At 64.1% G+C, this 19,186-nt stretch carries 24 protein-coding genes; 5 read left to right on the top strand and 19 right to left on the bottom strand.

What is annotated here, in order from left to right; all coding sequences use genetic code 11:
* Nucleotides 1–10: 10 nt before the first annotated feature.
* The 8 genes from ACQR1I_RS08230 to ACQR1I_RS08195 all read right to left on the bottom strand — a co-directional run bounded on the left by ACQR1I_RS08230 (nt 11) and on the right by ACQR1I_RS08195 (nt 5,402).
* A complete protein-coding gene (locus ACQR1I_RS08230; protein WP_434871183.1) occupies nt 11–334 on the bottom strand; it encodes a HesB/IscA family protein in 324 nt (107 codons plus the stop codon).
* A 10-nt stretch (nt 335–344) separates the two neighbouring features.
* Nucleotides 345–569: a YfhL family 4Fe-4S dicluster ferredoxin gene (locus ACQR1I_RS08225; RefSeq protein ID WP_015665417.1), complete on the bottom strand. Its 225-nt coding sequence runs from the start codon at nt 567–569 to the stop codon at nt 345–347.
* Nucleotides 570–625: 56 nt separating this feature from the next.
* Nucleotides 626–2,188: a nitrogenase cofactor biosynthesis protein NifB gene (gene nifB / locus ACQR1I_RS08220; RefSeq protein ID WP_434871184.1), complete on the bottom strand. Its 1,563-nt coding sequence runs from the start codon at nt 2,186–2,188 to the stop codon at nt 626–628.
* Between the two features lie 258 nt (nt 2,189–2,446).
* On the bottom strand, nt 2,447–3,313 hold the full coding sequence (locus ACQR1I_RS08215; protein WP_434871185.1) for an SIR2 family NAD-dependent protein deacylase: 867 nt from the start codon (nt 3,311–3,313) through the stop codon (nt 2,447–2,449).
* Nucleotides 3,313–3,534, bottom strand: coding sequence for a putative nitrogen fixation protein NifT (nifT, locus tag ACQR1I_RS08210; RefSeq protein ID WP_012029022.1), 222 nt, complete (start codon nt 3,532–3,534; stop codon nt 3,313–3,315). Before nifT ends, ACQR1I_RS08215 begins: the two co-directional genes overlap by 1 nt.
* Complete coding sequence (gene nifS / locus ACQR1I_RS08205) at nt 3,531–4,745, bottom strand: cysteine desulfurase NifS (protein WP_434871186.1); 1,215 nt, start codon at nt 4,743–4,745, stop codon at nt 3,531–3,533. Before nifS ends, nifT begins: the two co-directional genes overlap by 4 nt.
* Before the next feature lie 9 nt (nt 4,746–4,754).
* On the bottom strand, nt 4,755–5,045 hold the full coding sequence (locus ACQR1I_RS08200) for a NifU family protein (protein ID WP_434834915.1): 291 nt from the start codon (nt 5,043–5,045) through the stop codon (nt 4,755–4,757).
* 36 nt (nt 5,046–5,081) lie between these two features.
* Complete coding sequence (locus ACQR1I_RS08195; RefSeq protein WP_434871187.1) at nt 5,082–5,402, bottom strand: HesB/IscA family protein; 321 nt, start codon at nt 5,400–5,402, stop codon at nt 5,082–5,084.
* Nucleotides 5,403–5,721: 319 nt separating this feature from the next.
* On the opposite strand from ACQR1I_RS08195, the gene ACQR1I_RS08190 reads away from it, so the two are divergent.
* Nucleotides 5,722–6,330, top strand: coding sequence for a hypothetical protein (locus ACQR1I_RS08190; RefSeq protein WP_434871188.1), 609 nt, complete (start codon nt 5,722–5,724; stop codon nt 6,328–6,330).
* A 65-nt stretch (nt 6,331–6,395) separates the two neighbouring features.
* Here the strand turns inward: ACQR1I_RS08190 and ACQR1I_RS08185 are convergent, their stop codons facing one another.
* Nucleotides 6,396–6,815, bottom strand: a complete 420-nt coding sequence (locus ACQR1I_RS08185; protein WP_434871189.1) for a Rieske (2Fe-2S) protein — start codon at nt 6,813–6,815, stop codon at nt 6,396–6,398.
* A gap of 196 nt (nt 6,816–7,011) precedes the next feature.
* Here ACQR1I_RS08185 and ACQR1I_RS08180 point away from each other — a divergent pair, with 196 nt between their 5' ends.
* Genes ACQR1I_RS08180 through ACQR1I_RS08170 form a run of 3 tightly spaced genes read left to right on the top strand, consistent with a single transcriptional unit; the run spans nt 7,012 to nt 8,721 of the window.
* Entirely contained in the window at nt 7,012–7,470 is a 459-nt protein-coding gene (locus ACQR1I_RS08180) for a hypothetical protein (protein ID WP_434871190.1), read from the top strand.
* 50 nt (nt 7,471–7,520) lie between these two features.
* Complete coding sequence (locus ACQR1I_RS08175; RefSeq protein ID WP_434871191.1) at nt 7,521–8,372, top strand: sulfurtransferase; 852 nt, start codon at nt 7,521–7,523, stop codon at nt 8,370–8,372.
* Between the two features lie 31 nt (nt 8,373–8,403).
* The gene (locus ACQR1I_RS08170; protein WP_434871192.1) at nt 8,404–8,721 is read left to right on the top strand and encodes a hypothetical protein; all 318 of its coding nucleotides are present in this window, start codon (nt 8,404–8,406) and stop codon (nt 8,719–8,721) included.
* Nucleotides 8,722–9,227: 506 nt separating this feature from the next.
* Here ACQR1I_RS08170 and hspQ read toward each other — a convergent pair.
* From hspQ to nifH, 10 genes are all read right to left on the bottom strand, one after another.
* Nucleotides 9,228–9,554, bottom strand: coding sequence for a heat shock protein HspQ (gene hspQ, locus ACQR1I_RS08165; RefSeq protein WP_434871193.1), 327 nt, complete (start codon nt 9,552–9,554; stop codon nt 9,228–9,230).
* A 19-nt stretch (nt 9,555–9,573) separates the two neighbouring features.
* Nucleotides 9,574–9,861 (bottom strand): ferredoxin III, nif-specific, encoded by a 288-nt coding sequence (gene fdxB / locus ACQR1I_RS08160; protein ID WP_434871194.1) that lies wholly within the window; start codon nt 9,859–9,861, stop codon nt 9,574–9,576.
* Nucleotides 9,862–9,880: 19 nt separating this feature from the next.
* Nucleotides 9,881–10,081: a CCE_0567 family metalloprotein gene (locus ACQR1I_RS08155; RefSeq protein ID WP_006609662.1), complete on the bottom strand. Its 201-nt coding sequence runs from the start codon at nt 10,079–10,081 to the stop codon at nt 9,881–9,883.
* Nucleotides 10,082–10,099: 18 nt separating this feature from the next.
* Complete coding sequence (locus ACQR1I_RS08150) at nt 10,100–10,570, bottom strand: NifX-associated nitrogen fixation protein (protein ID WP_434871195.1); 471 nt, start codon at nt 10,568–10,570, stop codon at nt 10,100–10,102.
* Nucleotides 10,571–10,580: 10 nt separating this feature from the next.
* Nucleotides 10,581–10,976: a nitrogen fixation protein NifX gene (gene nifX / locus ACQR1I_RS08145; protein WP_434888717.1), complete on the bottom strand. Its 396-nt coding sequence runs from the start codon at nt 10,974–10,976 to the stop codon at nt 10,581–10,583.
* A gap of 25 nt (nt 10,977–11,001) precedes the next feature.
* Nucleotides 11,002–12,396, bottom strand: a complete 1,395-nt coding sequence (nifN, locus tag ACQR1I_RS08140) for a nitrogenase iron-molybdenum cofactor biosynthesis protein NifN (protein ID WP_434871197.1) — start codon at nt 12,394–12,396, stop codon at nt 11,002–11,004.
* 10 nt (nt 12,397–12,406) lie between these two features.
* Nucleotides 12,407–14,080, bottom strand: coding sequence for a nitrogenase iron-molybdenum cofactor biosynthesis protein NifE (gene nifE, locus ACQR1I_RS08135; protein WP_434871198.1), 1,674 nt, complete (start codon nt 14,078–14,080; stop codon nt 12,407–12,409).
* 131 nt (nt 14,081–14,211) lie between these two features.
* Entirely contained in the window at nt 14,212–15,771 is a 1,560-nt protein-coding gene (gene nifK, locus ACQR1I_RS08130; RefSeq protein WP_434871199.1) for a nitrogenase molybdenum-iron protein subunit beta, read from the bottom strand.
* 84 nt (nt 15,772–15,855) lie between these two features.
* Nucleotides 15,856–17,358, bottom strand: a complete 1,503-nt coding sequence (gene nifD / locus ACQR1I_RS08125; RefSeq protein ID WP_434871200.1) for a nitrogenase molybdenum-iron protein alpha chain — start codon at nt 17,356–17,358, stop codon at nt 15,856–15,858.
* A gap of 75 nt (nt 17,359–17,433) precedes the next feature.
* Nucleotides 17,434–18,321 (bottom strand): nitrogenase iron protein, encoded by an 888-nt coding sequence (gene nifH / locus ACQR1I_RS08120; RefSeq protein WP_315756203.1) that lies wholly within the window; start codon nt 18,319–18,321, stop codon nt 17,434–17,436.
* A 449-nt stretch (nt 18,322–18,770) separates the two neighbouring features.
* On the opposite strand from nifH, the gene ACQR1I_RS08115 reads away from it, so the two are divergent.
* Nucleotides 18,771–19,172, top strand: coding sequence for a response regulator (locus tag ACQR1I_RS08115; RefSeq protein ID WP_434868807.1), 402 nt, complete (start codon nt 18,771–18,773; stop codon nt 19,170–19,172).
* Nucleotides 19,173–19,186 lie beyond the last annotated feature (14 nt).

Here is a 19,186-nt window from a genome sequence, read left to right as displayed (position 1 = left end):
CGTCCTGGTCCTACAGCGCCTTCAGCGCGTGGCTGGAGCACGACACCTGCTTCGGATCGTGGAACACGAGGCCGGTCTGAGCAGCGGTGTCGGCGAAGTCGATGGTGACGCCGTCGAGCAGCAGCCGGCTCTCCGCCGGCAGGAACAGCTTGACGCCGTCACGCTCGACGACCGCGTCCCCGGCAAGCGGCGTGGCGAGCACGCTGATATCGGCGGCGAGGCCTGAGCAGCCGCCCGGCGACACCGCGAGGCGGAAGCCGGAGCCGGCGGTGCCATCGGCCCGCAGCATCATGCGCATGAACTTCTGCGCGGCTGGCGTGAGAGTGAAGTTCATCTGGCTCTCCTCAGGCCGGCGGCTGATAGCGCGGGAACGAATTGTCGATGACGCAGGTGTTGTCGACCGGGCAGACCGCCGCGCATTGCGGCTCGTCGAAATGGCCGAGGCACTCGGTGCACTTCTTGGGGTCGATCACGAAGGTGCCGTTCTTCTCGGAGATCGCCACGTTCGGGCATTCGGGCTCGCAGGCCGAGCAGCTCGTGCATTGCGAGGCAATGATCTTCAAAGTCATGAATTGCTCCTGTCGAAAGGGCCGGCGGCGTTCAAAGGCGCCGCCGGGATCGGATGTCACGCAGCCGAGGTCAGGGCGCCCTGGCGGATCTCGGCGTCGCCGCGCACGATGTGCTCGATCTCGCCGCTATTGACCTTGTCGAGATAGCTCTTGAACCAGGCAATCGCCGACTTCTCGATGAACTCGTGCGCGAACTGATCGACCGGCTCGATGCCGGCGGCTTGCAGGTCGCTCTTCGGGCAGCCGCCAATCTTGGCCACGAACACCGCATGACAGTCGTTGATGGCGCGGATCACGGTCTCCAGGCTGTCCTCGTCGCCATAGCCGCCCTGGCAGTACAGGTCGACGCGGCGGTGACCGACGAACTTCGCACCGGCCGTGGAGAGCTCGTAGACCTGGAACTCCTTGGCGTGACCGAAATGCTCGTTGATCAGGCCCGAGCCCTTGGTCGCGACCGCAACCAGCAGCTTGATATCGCTGGACTGGCCGGCGAGCGAGGCGAGCTCCTCCTGGCGGGCGACGACCTTGGCGACGCGCTCGCTCTCGACCGCCTCCTGATAGGCCTTGCGGCTGTCGATGTCGTAGTTCACCTCCATCGCCATGATCTTGTCGGTGGTGAACTCCGCCGAGCGGTCCTCGCCGAGCAGGCCGACGGCGTCGGCGCGGCACTGGCGGCAGTGCCGCATCATGTTCATCTCGCCTTCGCACTCGTCCTGCAGCGCCTTCAGCTCCTGCGCGGTCGGACCGCGCTGGCCGGTGAGGCCGAACACGGTGCCGTGCTCCGGCGAGGAGATCAGCGGCATGATGTTGTGCAGGAAGGCGCCGCGCGACTTCACCGCCTTGTTGACCTCGACGAGGTGCTTGTCGTTGACGCCGGGGATCATCACCGAGTTGACCTTGCAGAGGATGCCACGCTCGGTGAGCATCTCCAGGCCCTGCAGCTGGCGGTCGGTCAGCAGCTTGGCCGCCTCGACGCCGGTGTAGCGCTTGTGCTTCCAGAACACCCAGGGATAGATCTTGGCGCCGATCTCGGGATCAACCATGTTGATGGTGATCGTGACGTGGTCGACGTTGAAGCCGGCGATGGTGTCGACATGGTCGGGCAACGCCAGGCCGTTGGTCGACAGGCACAGCTTGATGTCCGGCGCCGTCTTCGCGATCAGCTCGAAGGTCTTGAAGGTCTTCTCGGGGTTGGCGAGCGGATCGCCGGGGCCGGCGATGCCGAGCACGGTCATCTGCGGAATGGTCGAGGCGACGGCGAGCACCTTCTTGGCAGCCTGCTCGGGCGAGAGCTTCTCACTGACCACGCCCGGACGCGACTCGTTGGCGCAATCATATTTGCGGTTGCAGTAGTTGCACTGGATGTTGCAGGCGGGCGCGACCGCGACATGCATGCGCGCGTAGTGATGATGCGCCTCCTCGCTGTAGCAGGGATGGTTCTTCACCTTTTCCCAGATCTCCGGCGGCAGGTCGTTCTCGCCGGCGCCCGAGCCGCAGCTCGCCTTGCCGCTGCCGCCCGAGGTGCCGCAGCCCTTGTGTTCCGCGATGGTCTGCATCACCGAGCTCAGCTTGTCGCCGTCCGGTATCGTCGCCTGGTCGTGCTGCACTGACGCGTCCATGTCCGCTCCTTACGTTGCTGGCGAGCCGCAAACCGCCTTGGAATGAGTTGAGCAACTCGCGTGCCACGTCGCGGACACGATCATTTCGTCGGACTATCAACGTGTTAGCAAATCTATCACGGCTGTCGCCTTGCCAACATGCGAAAGCCTCTCGTTTGATGTGTTGTTAGAAACGTTACAGACTCGGATCGAGGAGACAACGCACAGCAAAACAGCGCGGCTTGCGGCCGCGCTGTTTGTGACTGTGACAGAGCGAGTTCAGCCGCCGATGATGATCTCGGTGGCGCGGGCCAGCGGGATCGCGATCGGCGTCAGCCGCTCGGCAATGAAGAACTTCAGCTCGTTCTTCGACAGCGAGTCCGGTTCGACCAGGACGTAATGCTCGGCCCCCGAGCGCTTGATCACCTGGCGGCCATAGGTGCGCAGCAGCTGGTCGTTGAAGCGGCAGCCGATGAACAGGAAGGTACGATCGGTGCGGCGATCCTTGACGGTGTCGGGAATCGGCGTCTGGATGTCGATGTCGGTGAGAACCTCGACATAGTCGGCGTCGGTGATCAGGAAGTTCTTCGCCGGCGTGATGCCGCCATGAGGCTTGTACAGCAGCGTGGTCCAGCCACTTGCCTTCTCGCGGTCGCTCTCGCCGCCGGCAGCGTCGTAGAAGCGATACCAGCGGTCCTCACCGATATGGGCGCGGGTGATACCCTGCACCTCGCCCCAATCGCTCCGTCGGGCCAGCGCGGTCCGCATCGCCCCGTCATACCAGCTGTCGACGATCATCGGCAGCGGCAGCGACGCCAGATGCTGCTGCAGCGGCGTGGGAGCGACCGGCGCGGCGAAGGCTTCCGCCATCAGCGCCGTCACCGTCGAGCGGTGACGCGTGCTCTCGATGTGCTGCGCGGAGGCCCAGGCATTGCCCTTGGCGCGGCGCGGCAGCGCCACCTTGGTGCCGAAGAACGCGGCCAGCGCCTCCGGGTTCATCGGCACCGCAGCGCCGGACTGCTCCGAGACGGCGGGACCGAGAAACGGAACGACCTTGCCGGCTTTCAGCCTGGCGACGACATCCTTCAGCAGCGCCTCGGCGTCGGCCTGCTTGACGATGTCGATATGAGGAAGCGGCGCATTCATCACTCGTCCCCTTCTCCACCGCGCTTGCGCGCATTGATCGTGATCGGCAGCCGCGTGTCGGCGGCCATCTGCGGCAGCTCGAGCACCCATCCATTGGCGATGCGGATCCAACCGCCCCACAGCGTCTCGTGCTCGGTCTCGACGATCGGCTCCTCAAGGTCCTTTTTCGGGACGTAGATCGAGAGGCCGGTTTCCGGCGAGCGGCGGATCATGACTTTCATTGCGTAAGCTCCGTGGGACGAAGGGCGTCCGCCGCATTCGACGGGTGATGTTGCAGCCAGGCTGGCGAGGTCTCGCGCAGCCGGCCGACGATGTCGGGCAGGACCTGCAGCACGCGGTCGATATCGTCGCCTGTGGTGTCGCGGGACAGCGAGAAGCGCACCGCCCCGCGCAGCAGATCCGAGGGGACGTTCATCGCCCTGAGCACATGCGACGGCTCCATCGAGCCGGAGGCGCAGGCGGAGCCGAGCGAGGCGGCGATACCCGCCTGGTTCAGGCGCATGACGATCGGCTCGCCTTCGAGATGTTGGAAGGCGATGTTGGCGGTGTTCGGCAGCCGCTGCGCGGCATCGCCGAGCACAGCGCAATGGCCCACGCTCTGGATGATGCCCTGCTCCAGCCGGTCGCGCAGCGCGCGCACCCGGCCCTGCTCGTCGGCGAGATGTTTCGCTGCCAGCTCCGCCGCTTTGCCGAGGCCGATGATCGCCGGCACGTTTTCGGTGCCGCCGCGCCGGCGACGCTCCTGCGGACCACCGCGCACCAGCGGCGCGAACGGCGTGCCTTTCTTGACGTACAGCGCACCGATGCCCTTGGGCCCGTGCAGCTTGTGTCCGGACAGCGACAGCATGTCGACGCTAACGGATTTCAGGTCGATCGCGATCTTGCCGACCGCCTGCACGGCGTCGGTATGGAACAGCGCTCCCGCGTCATGCGCGAGTTTGGCCAGGTCCGGAATGGAATTCAGCGTGCCGGTCTCGTTGTTCGCCCACATCACCGAGGCGATCGCCGTCCGCGGCCCGAGCGCGCGCTTGTAGGCTTCGAGATCGAGCCGGCCGGAAGCATCGACCTCGATCAGATGCACCGTGATGCCGCGCTTGTCCCTGAGATGCTCGACCAGCGACAGGATCGCGGGATGCTCGACTGCCGTCGTGACGATCTCGCCCCGTCCTTCCTGCGTCTCAAGCGCCGACAGGATCGCGGTGTTGTCGGATTCCGTCCCGCCCGACGTGAAGACGATCTCGTGATCGAAAGCGGCGCCCAGCAGCGCCTGCAGGCTCTTGCGCGCCTGGCGGACGACGCCCGCGACCTCGCTGCCGAAGGCATGCGACGACGAGGCATTGCCGAACTGGTCCGTGAAGAACGGCAACATCGCCGCGACGACTTCGGGGTCGACGCGCGTCGTGGCGTTGTTGTCGAGGTAGACCGGACGCAAGGCCGCTCCTTAATGCCGCGCCTTGGGTGCGCCGGCGACCGGAACGAGACGGACGAACTCACCGAGCTTCTCGATCATGCGGGCCTGGATGCCCTCCAAGGTCGCGCTGGCGAGCTTGCAGAAGATGCAGGCGCCAGCGAGCTTGACCATGATCTTGTTGCCGTCGATCTCGACGAGCTCGCAATCGCCGCCGTCGCGCTTGAGGTTCGGACGGACCTCCTCGATCACGGCCCGGATGATGCGCTCGCGCTCGCTCATCTGAGCCGGCGCTTCGACGATGCCCTGGGATTCGACCAGCATGATATCAGTTCTCTCGTGTTGGATGAAGCGAGGGGATCAGGCGAACGACTTGCCGCAGCCACAGCTCGACTTCGCGTTCGGATTCTCGAAGGTGAAGCCGGAGCCTTCCAGCGCGATGACGAAGTCGATCGTCGTACCCTCGAGATATTCCAAGCTCTTGTGGTCGACGAGCACGCGCACGCCCTCGCGCTCGATCACGGTGTCCTCCGGCTCGCTGCCGCTGACGAGGCCCATGTTGTATTTCAGTCCGGCGCAGCCGCCGGCTTCGACCATGATCCTGAGGCCGTCGACCGGCTTGTCGGAGGTCGTGATCGCGTTGCGAACCGCATTGACGGCACTATCGGTCAGGTTGATCATCTTCCGGCCTTTCCCATTCGACTGTTGCGAACGTGGCTCGCAAGTCTCGTGCCATGCGGCAATGGGCTGAAATGACACGACTTTCAGCAATGTCGCTGTGGCGTTTCCGACGCGTGTCGGCTTTCCGACAGGGCCGCTTTCGCTCCGCCACGAACCGGCTCGCCGGGTGTCGCGGCGGAAATCCGACAATGCCCCGAGGAGCCGAACGAAAGCGCAGGCAAATCAACGCGCCATGCACATCGGCAGACAATTTGCATCACCGCCTCATGACCTCGCCGTGCGGCGAGACGGCTCATGACACCATGCGAGGGGATTGCTGATGACGACATTGGAGAAAACGGTTGCGATCGAGACAACGGCGCTCGCGCAGCTCGACAAGGAAGGCCGGCTGCTCAACGCCGTGCTGAAGGCGCCGACCACCAAGCCCGGCCGGTTCGGCTTCCGCGGCGACATCGCGCTGAAGTTCCAGACCCAGGTCGCGGACGAGAAGCGGCCGCCGGATTTCTCGGTCGAGCAGGTGCTGACGATCGTGAACGACGGCGAGGCGACCATTCCGGTGCTCGTCGGCTACATTCACTCGCTCGCCTATCTCGAGACCGCGGTTGAAGTGCTGAAGGACCTGCTGAAGCCGGATGGCAGCTACTTCATGTTCTGCAACAACATCGACCTCTTGGCGAAGTACCGCATCAAGATGGGCGACGTGACGTTCTATGTCCTGCCCTGCGACGAATCCACGGTCTGGAAGGAGATGATGGATCTCCTGAGCATCGACAAGAACGATATCAAGAAGCTCGACACCGCCGGCAAGCTCGACTACGTGCTCGATGCGGCCAAGAAGTTCAGCGAGACCTACGAGTTCATCGCGTATGCGGATGCACTGGCCAAGATGGAGCCGGTCAAGAACCGCAACGAGAACCGGCCGGTCTGAGCGCGGTCTTGCCTTCACACGCAAGGTGAAGTCCCGACTCTCGCGTCGGGACTTCGTGTGAGATCTCAGCCTTCCTCACACTGCAGGCCGGTCTCTTCATCTTCCTCATCATCTTCGACCAGGGTCACGCCGGTCACGCAGATGTCGCCATCGAGCACGGTCAGTGCCACCGGCGTCAGGCTTTCGCCCTTGCACGGGCCGTCGACACACATCCCGGTGCCGATCTCGAACAGCGAGCCGTGCTTGCCGCAGAGGATGCGCAGGCCGTTGCCGTCCAGGAACTGGTTGCGCTCCCAGTCGAGATTGACCTTGTCGTGCGGGCACATGTTCAGATAGCCGAACACCTGCTTGCCCCAGCGCACGATGAAGATCGGCCATGGGCGGTGGCTGCCGTCCTCGGCCACGACCATGAGCTGGAAGCCCATGGCGCGGCGGCTCGGGATGTCGTTGAAGCTGCAGATGGCGTAGGCGACGTCGGTCGTCATGTCAGGCCTCATCGATGTCTGGCGCATGTCCGACATCGCCGCTGTCAGCACAGCTAAAGCAGCGGTCGGCTCGCTGAGGGATCACGTTGCAAGATTCGCGCAACTCGGCCGCCGCGCCTTCGTTCTCGCTCTTGCGAGAGACTGGCACAGAACTTGAAAATTTCTCCTGCAAACGCGCCTTTGTAAGGAGATCGACATGAACGTGACACTGGACTTCGTCGAAAGCTCGCTCGACGACATCAAGGCCGCTTTGGACGGCGGCACGCTGACGGTCTACTCGGTGGCGCGTCCGACCACCGCCGACAAGGCGGTCGACCGCAGCGGCGTGCTCGCGACCTTCACCTTCGGCACGCCCGCCTTCGGCCCTGCGGTGGATGGGCTGGAGCAGCCGAACTTCGTCGCTGCCGCGGTGCCTGCGGCTACCGTCGGTACGCCCGGCTTCGCACGGGCACGCAAGGCCGACGGCACCACGGTCGCCGATTTCTCCGCAGGCCCCGGCGAGCGAGAGATCAAGTTTACCGAAGTGTCGTGCTCACCCGGCGCGCCGGTGACGGTGGCGACATTCAAGATCATCGCCGATGGCGGCTGGCCGGAGCGTCCGGAATATTACGACAGCCATCCGCGCCCCGGCTATGCGATGCCGAAGACGCTCTGACGCGCGCGCGCGTCAGTCAGATTGACCCAATCACAATCGCGAGCGCATGCATGAGCACGGACTTCTCTGACGCCCTGGTCAGCTCCGAATGGCTGGCGCAACACCTGTCCGATCCGGACATCAAGATCCTCGACTGCACCTGGCACCATCCGAGCACCAACCTGGATGGTCGCACCCAATATCGCGGCCGGCACCTGCCCGGCTCGGTGCATTTCGACATCGACCAGGTTGCCGACAAGACCAGCCCGCTGCCGCACATGCTGCCGACGGCCGAGGACTTCGCTCACAAGGTCGGGCTGCTCGGCATCAGCAATGCCGATCGCGTGGTCGTCTATGACCGCCATTATGGCGGCTCGGCCGCGGGGCGCGTGTGGTGGATGTTCCGCGTGTTCGGGCATGATAATGTCGCCCTGCTCGACGGCGGCTTCGGCAAATGGACCAAGGAGAAGAAGCCGGCGGAGATGACGCCGGTTCGTCCGGCGCCGGCGAGCTTCACGGCGAGCTTCCGGCCCAACCTGGTCGCGACGCTGGCCGATGTACAGCGGCTGGCGCAGACCAGCGCGCAACTGGTCGACGCCCGCGGTCCCGGCAAGTTCGATGGCACGCAGCCGGATGTCTTCACCTTCAAGCGCCAGGGCCACATCCCCGGCGCGATCAACCTGCCCTGGGCCGATCTGGTCGATCCCGACACCGGCGTCTTGATGGCGCCCGACGCGCTCGCCGCGCGCTTCACAGCCGCCGGCGTCGATCTCGGCAAGCCGATCGTCTCCACCTGCGCCTCGGGCATCACCTCCTGCATGCTGGCGCTGGCGCTGTACCGGCTGGGCGTCCCCGATGCCGCCGTCTATGACGGCTCGTGGGCGGAGTGGAGCCAGTTCGACGATACGGCCGCGGCGGCGTGATCCAGCTGATAGCAACGACGGGAGTACGAGCATGGCAAAGACCCTGGTCAAGACCACACAGGACGGCCGCAAGGTCGAGGTGATCGGCCTCGCGATCTGTCTCGACGGCGAACTCGAGGCGTTCGAACTGGTCGAGGTGAAGCTGCATCCGAACCGGCGCAAGATCTGGGAGGCCGCACCCGACGCCACCCACATGGCCGGCCGCATCACCCTGACGAAGGAAGAAGCTGCGATCGTCGAGGGTGCCTTCGCCACGGCCCAGGCCGAGATCCTCGCCACCCCCGCCGCGATCAACGAGCGTTTCCGGATCGCCGCGATGTGGAAGGCAAGGGAACAGGGAATCGAGTAGGCCCTCCTCGTTCGGATTGGCCCCATCTCCCTCCGCCGTCATTCCGGGGCGCGCGTGAGCCGCGAGCCCGGAATCCATAGCCACGAGCGGTTATGAGGTGCGAGATGTCCGTGGCGCTCACCTCAGAAAACAACAATCGGTCGTGGTTATGGATTCCGGGCTCATCGCTGCGCGATGCCCCGGAATGACGCGTGGATGGACCGAGCTTGTCATATGGCGGCAGTGGATCGGCGGGAAAGAATGTAGGGTGGGCAAAGCCAGCGGCGAGGCGAAGCGGCGTCCGATGGCGTGCCCACCAAGGTCGTTCCGCACGCATGGATGGGCGGTGGGCACGGCGCGATACACCAAGCTCCTGATTGTGAGACCGCCCAGGCGCCTTTGCCCACCCTACGGACTGCTGCCCGTCATCGCGAGCGCAGCGACGCGATCCAAGGTAGCGCGCGGGGCTCTGATTGCTTCGTCGCCTGCGGCTCCTCGCAATGACGCTGAAGCGCACATGCGGCCTTCTACTGAAAAATCCGCCCGCGGTAGTGGTAGCTGCCGCCGTCGTCGACGTCGAACAGCTCGCCGATATCCGGATGCTTCACCGGCTCCCCCGAGACGTCCGCCACCAGGTTCTGCTCCGGCACGTAGGCGATATAGCTGCTGTCGCCGCTCTCGGCGAGCAGGTAATAGAACGGCTGCTTCCGGTCGAGCCGCTTGTCCATGGTGATCGCCCGCCAGCCCTCCTCCTCGGAGAACGACAGGTCGACGTCGAACACGACACCGCGCAGATCGTAGACGCGGTGCCGGGTCACCTGGCCGATCGTGAACTTTGCCTCCATCCGCACCATGGCCGCACGCTCGACAGTCTCACGCCGCCGGCGAATGAGTCTGGCAGTTGGTGGGGCAGACCCGGGCGCAGGCACCGCAGCCGATGCAGGCGCCGGTGTCGTTCATCACCATGATCTTCTTCTCGACCTCGTCATCCTCGTCGTCGTCGAGCTCGACGAACTCGCCCTCGTCGTTGATGCCCTTCAGGGTCATGACCTCGCGGCCACACACCTTGTAGCAGCGACCGCAACCGATGCATTTCTCGGGATTGATCGCGACCAGATAGTCCGGCCGCCAATCGCGGCCGTCGCGGGTTGAATTGGACATGATGACGGGTCCTACGGGTTCACGCGGCTTCGAGCTTCTTCAGCTCGGCCCGCTTCTTCTCCAGCTCGGCGAACGCCTCGTGAGCCTTCTGCGCCGTCGGCAGGATCTGGTCCCAGTTGATGGGCAGCTCCTCCGACAGGTCGTGCAGGTTCATCTTGGCATCCATGGCGCGCGCCGACAGCTTCTTGATCTCGGCCTTCAGGGTGTCCAGGTCGCTCATCTCTCTCATCCTTGCCGTTCAGTAATTCGCGACGTCCTTGAACTTCTCGATCATCTCGACGCCGGCCTTGACGAACTTGTCGCCCTCGTCGGCCAGCTTGCCGAGATTGTCGAAGCCGAAGCGATGCACGTCGCGCAGCTGCTTGTTGACCACGATCAGCCGGCCGCCGATCAGCACCATGCGGCCAAAACCCTCGTGGCTCATCTTCAGCATCGGCGAGATCATCACGCCGGTGGCCTTCTCGATCGACAGCGCGATCGCGTTGAAGAACAGCTCCAGCCGCCAGATCGTCTCCGGATCGGGGTCGCCGATGATCGGCAACGCCCGCCGCTTCTCCTTGTCCAGGATGTAGGGCTCGAGCAGGTCGATGTCCTTCTTGCCCTCCCAGGCGCCATGGGTGTCCTGGGCGCGCCAGACCTTGATCAGCTCCTTGACGAAGGGCCGCTGCTCGGCGGGGACGACGTCTTCTACGACTGCGGTATCCGACATGATGGTTTCCTCATTCCTCGAAATCGAGCGCGCGTTCCTGGCCCTTGGCCAGCGCCTTGCGCAGCCACGGCGGCGGCGTGCCCGCCAATACCGCCTGCAGCTTGCCGAGCAGATCGGTGATCTCCTCGGGCTGGCTGACCTTCATCGGGTGGATGTTGTTGGCGACGACGCGCGCCGCGCCGGAGCCGCCGATGGCGGCGACATAGAGGATCGCGCAATCCTTGATCGCCTCGATCTTCGGCGCCAGCTTGTCCTCGTTGCCGTCTTCCTTGAGGTCGCCGTCGAACTCGACCGTCTCGACGAAGCGATAACCCTCGGGATCGAGATCGTAGATCGCGATGTTCTTGGCCCAGCCGAAATGGGCGTCGACGCGTTTCAGATCCTGGGTAGCGAATGCGACTTTCATGTCGTCGGTCCTTTCTCCTCAAGCGTCAATGCAGCGGCGCCACGACGGCGGGGTCGGTCGATCCCTGGAAGTCTTTCCAGGGATCGAGCCAGGTGCCGGGTGTCGGCTGATGGTTGTCCTCGCGATCGGCGATGATGAGATTGGCGAGGGCGAAGATCAGATCGCGTGTGCCGCGATAGCCGACGGTCAGCAGATGCCCAGCGCCCAGCCGGTCGAACATCGGGAAGCCGATCCGATAGAACGGAATCTTCAGCCGCGCCGCGGCCTGGCGGCCATGCGAATGCGTCATCATCAGCCCGCAGTCGCGCTGCTTGGCGAGATTCTCCAGATCTTCGAGATCACCGATCAGCACCTCCTCGCACGGCATGCGCTCGAGCACCGGCGATTGCGTGGTGGTGATGGCGACGGAGATCTCGGCGCCCATGTCGTTCAGCATGCTGGCGACGTCGAACAAGAGATCCGGCTCGGCGCCGATGGCAAGCTTGCGGCCGCCGATGTGGAAATGCGCGTCGAGCATGGCGTCGGCGAGCTGGCCGCGCTGCCGGCGATACTTCGCCGGCACCGGACGCCCCGAGATCTCGCTCAGGAAGGTCATGAACTCGTCGTTCGGCAGCAGGCCGCAGAGCCGCTCGAACAGCCGGTACGGCACACCCGTCCTGGCCTGCATCGTCTCCGCCGCGCGCTTCATCTGCGCGCCTATCGCGATCGTCCACGACGCGCTGCCCATGACCGCGATCTCTTCCAGCCCGATGCCGCCGATGGTGGTCGGCGTGAACTCGTCGGGGATGTGACCGTCGAGCGAGCCGCCGATATCCGGCAGGAACGATGGCTCCAGGCCGAAGTCCTCGAAGATCGTCCTCAGTTCCTCGATATCGCCCGGTGTCAGATGGCAGCCGGGCAGCACGTTGACCCTGACAGGATCGCGGCGCGTCGAGATCGGCTTGTCGACGAGCACCTCGACCATCTTGGCGACCGTCTTGTCCCAGCCGTCCTGGAACGCGTCCTTGAAGTCCGGCGTCGAGACATAGACCAGCGGATAGTTGGCGAGTTCCGGATGCTTCTCGCGGATCAGCCGGATATAGCCGTCGACGTCGTCGCCCTTGGTCTCGGTGACGCCGGTGGAGCAGATGCCGATGATCTCCGGCTTTTGTCGCTTGTGGATGTTGAGGATTGCCTGCTCGACATTCTCGTAGCCGCCGAGCACGGTGGCGACCTCGCTCATCGCCGTCGTCTGCATCGGCACCGCTTCCTTGAAGTGGCGCACGAACAGCGTCAAGCCGAACGAGGTGCAGCCCTGCGAGCCGTGCAGCAGCGGCATCGCGCCGCGCAGGCCGAGGAAGGCGAACGAGCCGCCGATCGGCTGGCTCATCTTCAGCGGGTTGACCGCACAGGCCTTCTTTCCGATGGTGACCTTGGCCATGTGCGCCGCCCTACTCCGCCGCCTGTAGCAACTCGGCCGGCGCCTTCTGCGCCGCCAGGATGTCCTCGACCCGTGCGGCACATGCGCCGCAGCCGCCCGAGGCGTTGGTATGGGTGCGGACGCCGGCGACGTCGGTCAGGCCATGGGTCTTGATCGCATCCTCGATGGTGCCGAGGTCGACCGACTTGCAGTGGCAGATCTTCTTGGCCCGCCGCGCGGCTTCCGCGGCGACGGGATCGGCGGCGAGCGCCGCGGCTTCGGCATTGGCCTGCGCGATCGCCTTGGCCTGCCAATTGTTGCTCGCGGTCTCCCAGGGCGCGCGCTTGCGCAGCTGCTCCCACATCGGGTTGTAGATCGCCTTGTCGATCTCGGCGACCAGCTTGACCATGCCGATATAGCCCATGAAGGCGTGCGAGCGCTCCTGGTTGATGTCGAGCCAAGGCATCGCCGCCTTCAGCGCCACGAATTGCGATTTGCCGCCCGACAGCATGATGTCGGCCTTGGCGTCCTTGAGCATCTTGTACATCTCGCGCGGCGCCATATCGTCGATCATGTGGGCGTCCTGGCCCATCAGCTCCTTGATGCGCTCCTTGTCCTCCTTGGTGGACTTCTTGACGGAGGTGCCGACCAGCTCCATGCCGGCCTCCTGCAGAGCCGCCACCACCGACCACGACTTCACGCCGCCGGTGATCAGCAGCACCTTCTTGCCGGTGAGGCGCTTCTTGAACGGTTCGATCGCCGCCCACGCCTTGGCCTCCTCGCGCGCGATCACGGCCTCGGTGCGGTCCAGCAGATCCGCCGGCGCGCCGCGCTCAACCAGGAGACGCGCGATCTCGCGCAGCGAGTCCGAGGAATCCTGGATGCCGTAGAACGAGCCCTCGAAGAACGGAATGCCGTAGCGCTCCTCCATCTTGCGGGCGACGTTGATCATCGCCTTGGAGCACACCATCATCGCCGCGCGGGCGCGATGCGACGACGCGACGTCCTTGTAGCGGCCATCGCCGGAGATGCAGGCGGAAATGCGGATGCCGAGCTCGTCGAACAGCGGCTTGACCTGCCAGAGCTCGCCGGAGAGGTTGTATTCGCCGATGATGTTGAGGTCGTAGGGCGTCGTCACCTCCGGCTCGACCGTGCCGATGACGTGGTCGAGCAGCGCCTCGCCGGCAAGCTTGTTGCCGAGGTTCTTCGGCCCGACGAAGCCTGGCGAATTGACCGGAATGCACGGCTTTCCGAACTTCGCGGAAGCCGCCTTACAGACCGCGTTGATGTCGTCGCCGGTCATGGCCGGCACGCAGGTCTGGTAGACGAAGACCGCCGGCGGATCGTACTTCTCGATGATTTCCTTGATCGCCTTGTACAGGCGCTTCTCACCGCCAAACACGACGTCGGTCTCGTTGATATCGGTGGTGAAACCGGTGCGCCAGATCTGCGAGCCCGACGAGGCCGCACCGCGGTTGTCCCAGGAATTGCCTTCGCAGGCGATCGGCCCGTGCACGAGATGCGCGACGTCCGTCAGCGGCTGCAGGGCGACCTTGGCGCCGTCGAAGGCGCAGCCGCCGGCCGCGCCGCCCGGCTGCAGCTGCTTGGTGCAGCCCTTCTTGCGCTCGGCCTCGGACTTGTTGGCGTTCTTGCCGCAGCCAGGCTCGTTGAAGACGTTCTGGATCGTGGCAGACAGCGAGCTCATCGGCTTCTCCTGTTGGCGGACCTTCTGCGCGTCTTTTGAGAAGAGGAGGCTCCGGCCTTTTCAGCCTTCCCGTGAGCCTCATCGTCCAGAGCAAAGCGCGGCGGACCTTGAGGGACCGCCGCGCGCCGTATTTAGCGAATGATGTCGAAGCTGTAGTCCGACTTGGCCGGCACGTTGGTGTTACGGTCGATCTCGTCGAAGATCTTGTCGAGGATCGTGACCAGCACGTTCATGCCGCCCTGATAGCCCCACACCGGGTAACGGTGCTTGTGGTGGCGATCGAAGATCGGGAAGCCGATGCGGATCAGCGGCGTGCCGGTGTCGCGCTCGAGATACTTGCCGTAGGTGTTGCCGATCAAGAAATCGACCGGCTCGGTGAACAGCAGCGAGCGCATGTGCCAGAGATCCTTGCCGGGATACACGTGGCAGTTCTTGCCAAACGGCGACGCATCGAACACCGCCTGCACCCGTTCGGCCCACTCCTTGTTGCCGTTGGTGGCGAGCACATGGGTCGGCTCGGCGCCGAGCTCGAGCAGGAACGACGCGAGGCCCAGGCAGAGATCCGGATCGCCGTAGATTGCGAACTTCTTGCCGTGGATGTGCGCGCTGGAGTCGGCGATCGCGTCGACCAGGCGGCCACGCTCGAGAGCCAGCGATTCCGGGATCTCCTTGCCCGAAATGCGCGACAGCGCCATCACGAAGGCATCGGTGCCGGACACGCCTACGGGATGGTGGAACGAGACGACTTCCTGGCCATGGTTCTTGATGAACGGCAGCGTCTTCTCGGTGCAATAGTGCTGCATCGAGATCGTCGCCTTGGCGTGCACGGCGTTGGCAGCATCCTCCAGCGTCGTGCCGCCGTCATACATGCGGAACTCGCCGTCGGTCGGGGTGTCGAACACGTTCGAGTTGTCGCCGAGGATCGTGTATTCGATCCCCATCTCCTCGAAGATGTGCTTGACCTCGCGGATGTTGCCGACGGTGTAGCCGTCGAAGCCGCCGATGAAGTTGATCTTCTCGTTGGGAACGCGCTCCAGCTTCGGCGCGGTGCCGGCCTTGCCGTCCCAGAAGTGATCGAGAATGCCCTTCATCGCGTTGTCGTAGCCGGTAACGTGGCTGCCGACGAAGGCGGGCGTGTGGGCGAAGGGAACGTCGTACTCGGCCGGAACCGAGCCCTTTTCCTTCGACGTCTTGATGAAGGCGTTGAGGTCGTCACCGATGACTTCCGCCATGCAGGTGGTCGAGACCGCGATCATCTTCGGCTTGTACATGTTGTAGGCGTTGGCGAGGCCGTCGATCATGTTGTTGAGGCCGCCGAACACGGCTGCGTCCTCGGTCATCGACGACGACACGCAGGAGCTCGGCTCCTTGAAGTGGCGCGACAGATGGCTGCGATAGTAGGCCACGCAGCCCTGCGAGCCGTGCACGAACGGCAGCGTCTTCTCGAAGCCGACGGCGACGAACACGGCGCCGAGCGGCTGGCAGGCCTTGGCCGGATTGACGGTCAGCGCCTCGCGGGCGAAATTCTTCTCGCGATATTCAGGCGTCTTCGCCCATTCGCGGATACGCTCGACGTCCGCGGGATCGCGCGGATTCTCGAACATCTTCTTCTTGTTGGCCAGCATCTGCTGGTATTCGGGACCACGGAAGAGCTCGAAGTGATCGAGCACATGTTCGGCAGACTGTGTCATGGGAATAACCCTCTCTATGTTCCTGTGTCGATCAGGGAGCGCTGGCTCTCCGCCGAAGGAGAGCCAGGCCGTGGGTGGTCGTGGTTACTCGGCCGCCTGGAGCAGCGGCTGCGGCGCCTGCTTCCAGGGCGCCTTGGTCATCTTCCAGACCGGCGAGTTGATCGCCATGTCCATGTCGCGGGCGAAGATCGCGAACCCGTCATAGCCATGGTACGGGCCCGAGTAGTCCCAGGAGTGCATCTGGCGGAACGGCACGCCCATCTTCTGGAACACGTACTTTTCCTTGATGCCCGAGCCGACGAGGTCCGGCTGGACCTTTTCGACGAACTTCTCGAACTCGTAGCCGGTCACGTCGTCATAGATCAGCGTGCCGTCCTTGACGTAATGCTGGGCAGTGCGCTGATAGTCGTCATTGTGGCCGAACTCGTAGCCGGTGCCGACGACTTCCATGCCGAGGTCCTCGTAGGCGCCGATCACGTGGCGCGGACGCAGGCCGCCGACGAACAGCATCACGGTCTTGCCTTCGAGGCGCGGCCGGTACTTGGCGATCACGGCGTCCATCAAGGGCTGGTACTTGGCGATGACGCGCTCGGCACCTTCCTTGATCTTGTCGTCGAAATAGCTGGCGATCTTGCGCAGCGATTCGGCGATCTTGCTCGGCCCGAAGAAGTTGTACTCGCACCACGGAATACCGAACTTCTCTTCCATGTGCCGCGAGATATAGTTCATCGAGCGATAGCAATGCAGCACGTTGAGCTTCGCCTTCGGCGTCGCCTCGAGCTCGGCCAGCGAGCCGTCGCCCGACCACTGGGCGATCACGCGCAGGCCCATCTCCTCGAGCAGGATGCGCGACGACCAGGCGTCGCCGCCGATGTTGTAGTCGCCGATGATCGCGACGTCGTAATCCGACGGCTCGAAGCGCGGCGCGGCATCGGCCGGCAGCTTGTCGAACACCCAATCCCGGATCGCGTCGTTGGCGATATGGTGGCCGAGCGACTGGGAGACACCGCGGAAGCCCTCGCAGCGAACGGGGACGATGGTCTTGCCGTCATACTCCTTGGACTTGACCTTGGAGACGGCCTCGATGTCGTCGCCGATCAGGCCGATCGGGCATTCCGACTGCACGGTGATGCCGTTGTTCAGCGGGAACAGCTCCTGGATCTCGTCCATGATCTTGGCGAGCTTCTTGTCGCCGCCGAACACGATGTCCTTCTCCTGGAAATCGGAGGTGAACTGCATCGTCACGAAGGTGTCGATGCCGGTCGTGCCGATGTAGTAGTTGCGGCGCGCTGCCCAGGAGTACTGGCCGCAGCCGACCGGGCCATGGCTGATGTGGATCATGTCCTTGATCGGGCCCCACACCACGCCCTTCGAGCCGGCATAGGCGCAGCCACGGATGGTCATGACGCCGGGAATCGACTTGATGTTCGACTTGACGCCGCAGTCCGACTTGCCGTTCTCATGCACGTTGAGATGCTTGGCGCGGCGCTTGGCGGTCTTTTCCGGATAGACCTTCAGGACCTCGGCGATCAGTTCCTTGTTGCGTGCCTTGATCTCGGCAACGCTTTGTTTCTCGGTAACGCTCATCTGGTTTTCCTCGATGATCGGTTGCGGAGATCGCCCGGCCCGTCGAACATGACGGGCCGGATGACCGGTGACGCTTTAAGCCGTGGCGGCGAGATCGGCGGCGGTCTTGCCGATCTGGCTCTCGTCGACCGCCTTCATGATGCCGTGCTCCATCAGCATGTCCTCGAGCTCGTCCATCGTGATCGGCGTCGGGATGATGCCCTTGCCGGCGTTGACGTGGATCTTCTGCGCCAACGAGCGGTAGTGGCCGGCCTGGACGGAGTCGGGCGCATATTCCAGCACGGTCATGCGGCGCAGCTCGGCGTGCTGCACGATGTTGTCGCGCGGCACGAAGTAGATCAGCTGGGTGCCGAGCTTCTTCGCCAGAGCTTCCGCCAGCTCGAGCTCCTTGTCGGTCTGGCGCTCGTTGCAGACCAGGCCGCCGAGGCGCACGCCGCCGGAGTTCGCATACTTCAGAATGCCCTTGGAGATGTTGTTGGCGGCATACATCGCCATCATCTCGCCGGACATCACGATGTAGATCTCCTGCGCCTTGTTCTCGCGGATCGGCATCGCGAAGCCACCGCAGACCACGTCGCCGAGCACGTCGTAGGACACGTAGTCGATGTCCTCATAGGCGCCGTTCTCTTCCAGGAAGTTGATTGAGGTGATGACGCCGCGGCCGGCGCAGCCGACGCCCGGTTCCGGACCGCCGGACTCGACGCAACGGATGTCGCGATAGCCGACCTTCATGACCTCTTCGATCTCGAGGTCCTCGACGCTGCCCGCGGCAGCGGCCAGGCTGAGAATGGTGTCCTGCGCCTTGGCGTGCAGGATCAGGCGGGTCGAATCCGCCTTGGGGTCGCAGCCGACGATCAGGATCCGATGACCCATCTCGGCGAGCGCCGCGAGCGTGTTCTGCGACGTCGTCGATTTGCCGATGCCGCCTTTGCCGTAAAATGCGATTTGTCGAAGTGATGACATTCTGCTCTCCATCAACCGATTGCCAATGTCCCGCATGCGCCTTGCATGACGAGACCGCGTCCTCTCTCCAGAACCGGCAGACGGGTTATTGGGAAGGAGAGCATCGCTCGTCCGAAGCGTCGGCGTGCACTCAGCCCTCAACCATTGCCTGAACAGAGTTTTGCAACGGCTGTGCCAGAGCTTTGGAATCGTTAAAAAGGCCATGTTTTGAAAGAGATGCGGTCAAGCTCGGCAGTAGACTGCACCCTGTTGCAAACCCGACATCGGGGTTTTTCACCCGACGCTTCCGCGCCGTGCTGTCCGAAACGACACATGGCATCGCTCTCCCCACCGGCGCTCCGGCGATTGACGCTCGGCAAGCGCCTGCGTGAGGCCCGCGACAGGCGGCGGTATGGAGTTTGCTTGATGTAGATCAAACCCGTTCGCAGACGGGCAGCAGGAGTCCTTCGATGTCGGGCAAGACGTGCATCTTTGTCATTGAAGCTGATCAGGTCGTCCGATCGGCGCTCGGCTACATCCTCAGTGAGCGTCACGAGACCTTCACCTTCGCGGAGACGGCCGATGCGCTCAGCAAGGCCGCGCGGGCGACGCCCGATGCCGTGCTGGTCGGGAGCAGCATCCTCGAGGACGCCGGTGCGGAGACGGTCGGCATGTTGGCGCGGAAGCTGAACCAGGCCGGCATCATCGTCGTTGCGGGATCCACCAGGTCGCCGCTTGCGCTGGCGGGTCTCCGCCAGGGCGCCGAAGCCATCATCGCCAAGCCGATTACCTTCGACGGCGTCACACACGCAGTGGAGTCGGTGCTGGCGCGGCGCGGAACGGATCAGGGCTTGGCGCCCCTGTCGCCCTGATCGTCGAGGTCAGC

It is taken from the genome of Bradyrhizobium sp. HKCCYLS2038 (genome assembly GCF_051167655.1).
Taxonomy (GTDB): Bacteria; Pseudomonadota; Alphaproteobacteria; order Rhizobiales; family Xanthobacteraceae; genus Bradyrhizobium.
This window is presented reverse-complemented; position numbering and strand designations above follow the sequence as displayed.

Excerpts from the sequence above, each read along its gene's own strand:
- ACQR1I_RS08230 (WP_434871183.1), bottom strand. The coding sequence starts at position 334 with ATGAACTTCACTCTCACGCCAGCCGCGCAGAAGTTCATGCGCATGATG.
- ACQR1I_RS08225 (WP_015665417.1), bottom strand. The coding sequence starts at position 569 with ATGACTTTGAAGATCATTGCCTCGCAATGCACGAGCTGCTCGGCCTGC.
- nifB (WP_434871184.1), bottom strand. The coding sequence starts at position 2,188 with ATGGACGCGTCAGTGCAGCACGACCAGGCGACGATACCGGACGGCGAC.
- ACQR1I_RS08215 (WP_434871185.1), bottom strand. The coding sequence starts at position 3,313 with ATGAATGCGCCGCTTCCTCATATCGACATCGTCAAGCAGGCCGACGCC.
- nifT (WP_012029022.1), bottom strand. The coding sequence starts at position 3,534 with ATGAAAGTCATGATCCGCCGCTCGCCGGAAACCGGCCTCTCGATCTAC.
- ACQR1I_RS08200 (WP_434834915.1), bottom strand. The coding sequence starts at position 5,045 with ATGCTGGTCGAATCCCAGGGCATCGTCGAAGCGCCGGCTCAGATGAGC.
- ACQR1I_RS08195 (WP_434871187.1), bottom strand. The coding sequence starts at position 5,402 with ATGATCAACCTGACCGATAGTGCCGTCAATGCGGTTCGCAACGCGATC.
- ACQR1I_RS08190 (WP_434871188.1), top strand. The coding sequence starts at position 5,722 with ATGACGACATTGGAGAAAACGGTTGCGATCGAGACAACGGCGCTCGCG.
- ACQR1I_RS08185 (WP_434871189.1), bottom strand. The coding sequence starts at position 6,815 with ATGACGACCGACGTCGCCTACGCCATCTGCAGCTTCAACGACATCCCG.
- ACQR1I_RS08180 (WP_434871190.1), top strand. The coding sequence starts at position 7,012 with ATGAACGTGACACTGGACTTCGTCGAAAGCTCGCTCGACGACATCAAG.
- ACQR1I_RS08175 (WP_434871191.1), top strand. The coding sequence starts at position 7,521 with ATGAGCACGGACTTCTCTGACGCCCTGGTCAGCTCCGAATGGCTGGCG.
- ACQR1I_RS08170 (WP_434871192.1), top strand. The coding sequence starts at position 8,404 with ATGGCAAAGACCCTGGTCAAGACCACACAGGACGGCCGCAAGGTCGAG.
- hspQ (WP_434871193.1), bottom strand. The coding sequence starts at position 9,554 with ATGGTGCGGATGGAGGCAAAGTTCACGATCGGCCAGGTGACCCGGCAC.
- fdxB (WP_434871194.1), bottom strand. The coding sequence starts at position 9,861 with ATGTCCAATTCAACCCGCGACGGCCGCGATTGGCGGCCGGACTATCTG.
- ACQR1I_RS08155 (WP_006609662.1), bottom strand. The coding sequence starts at position 10,081 with ATGAGCGACCTGGACACCCTGAAGGCCGAGATCAAGAAGCTGTCGGCG.
- ACQR1I_RS08150 (WP_434871195.1), bottom strand. The coding sequence starts at position 10,570 with ATGTCGGATACCGCAGTCGTAGAAGACGTCGTCCCCGCCGAGCAGCGG.
- nifX (WP_434888717.1), bottom strand. The coding sequence starts at position 10,976 with ATGAAAGTCGCATTCGCTACCCAGGATCTGAAACGCGTCGACGCCCAT.
- nifN (WP_434871197.1), bottom strand. The coding sequence starts at position 12,396 with ATGGCCAAGGTCACCATCGGAAAGAAGGCCTGTGCGGTCAACCCGCTG.
- nifE (WP_434871198.1), bottom strand. The coding sequence starts at position 14,080 with ATGAGCTCGCTGTCTGCCACGATCCAGAACGTCTTCAACGAGCCTGGC.
- nifK (WP_434871199.1), bottom strand. The coding sequence starts at position 15,771 with ATGACACAGTCTGCCGAACATGTGCTCGATCACTTCGAGCTCTTCCGT.
- nifD (WP_434871200.1), bottom strand. The coding sequence starts at position 17,358 with ATGAGCGTTACCGAGAAACAAAGCGTTGCCGAGATCAAGGCACGCAAC.
- nifH (WP_315756203.1), bottom strand. The coding sequence starts at position 18,321 with ATGTCATCACTTCGACAAATCGCATTTTACGGCAAAGGCGGCATCGGC.
- ACQR1I_RS08115 (WP_434868807.1), top strand. The coding sequence starts at position 18,771 with ATGTCGGGCAAGACGTGCATCTTTGTCATTGAAGCTGATCAGGTCGTC.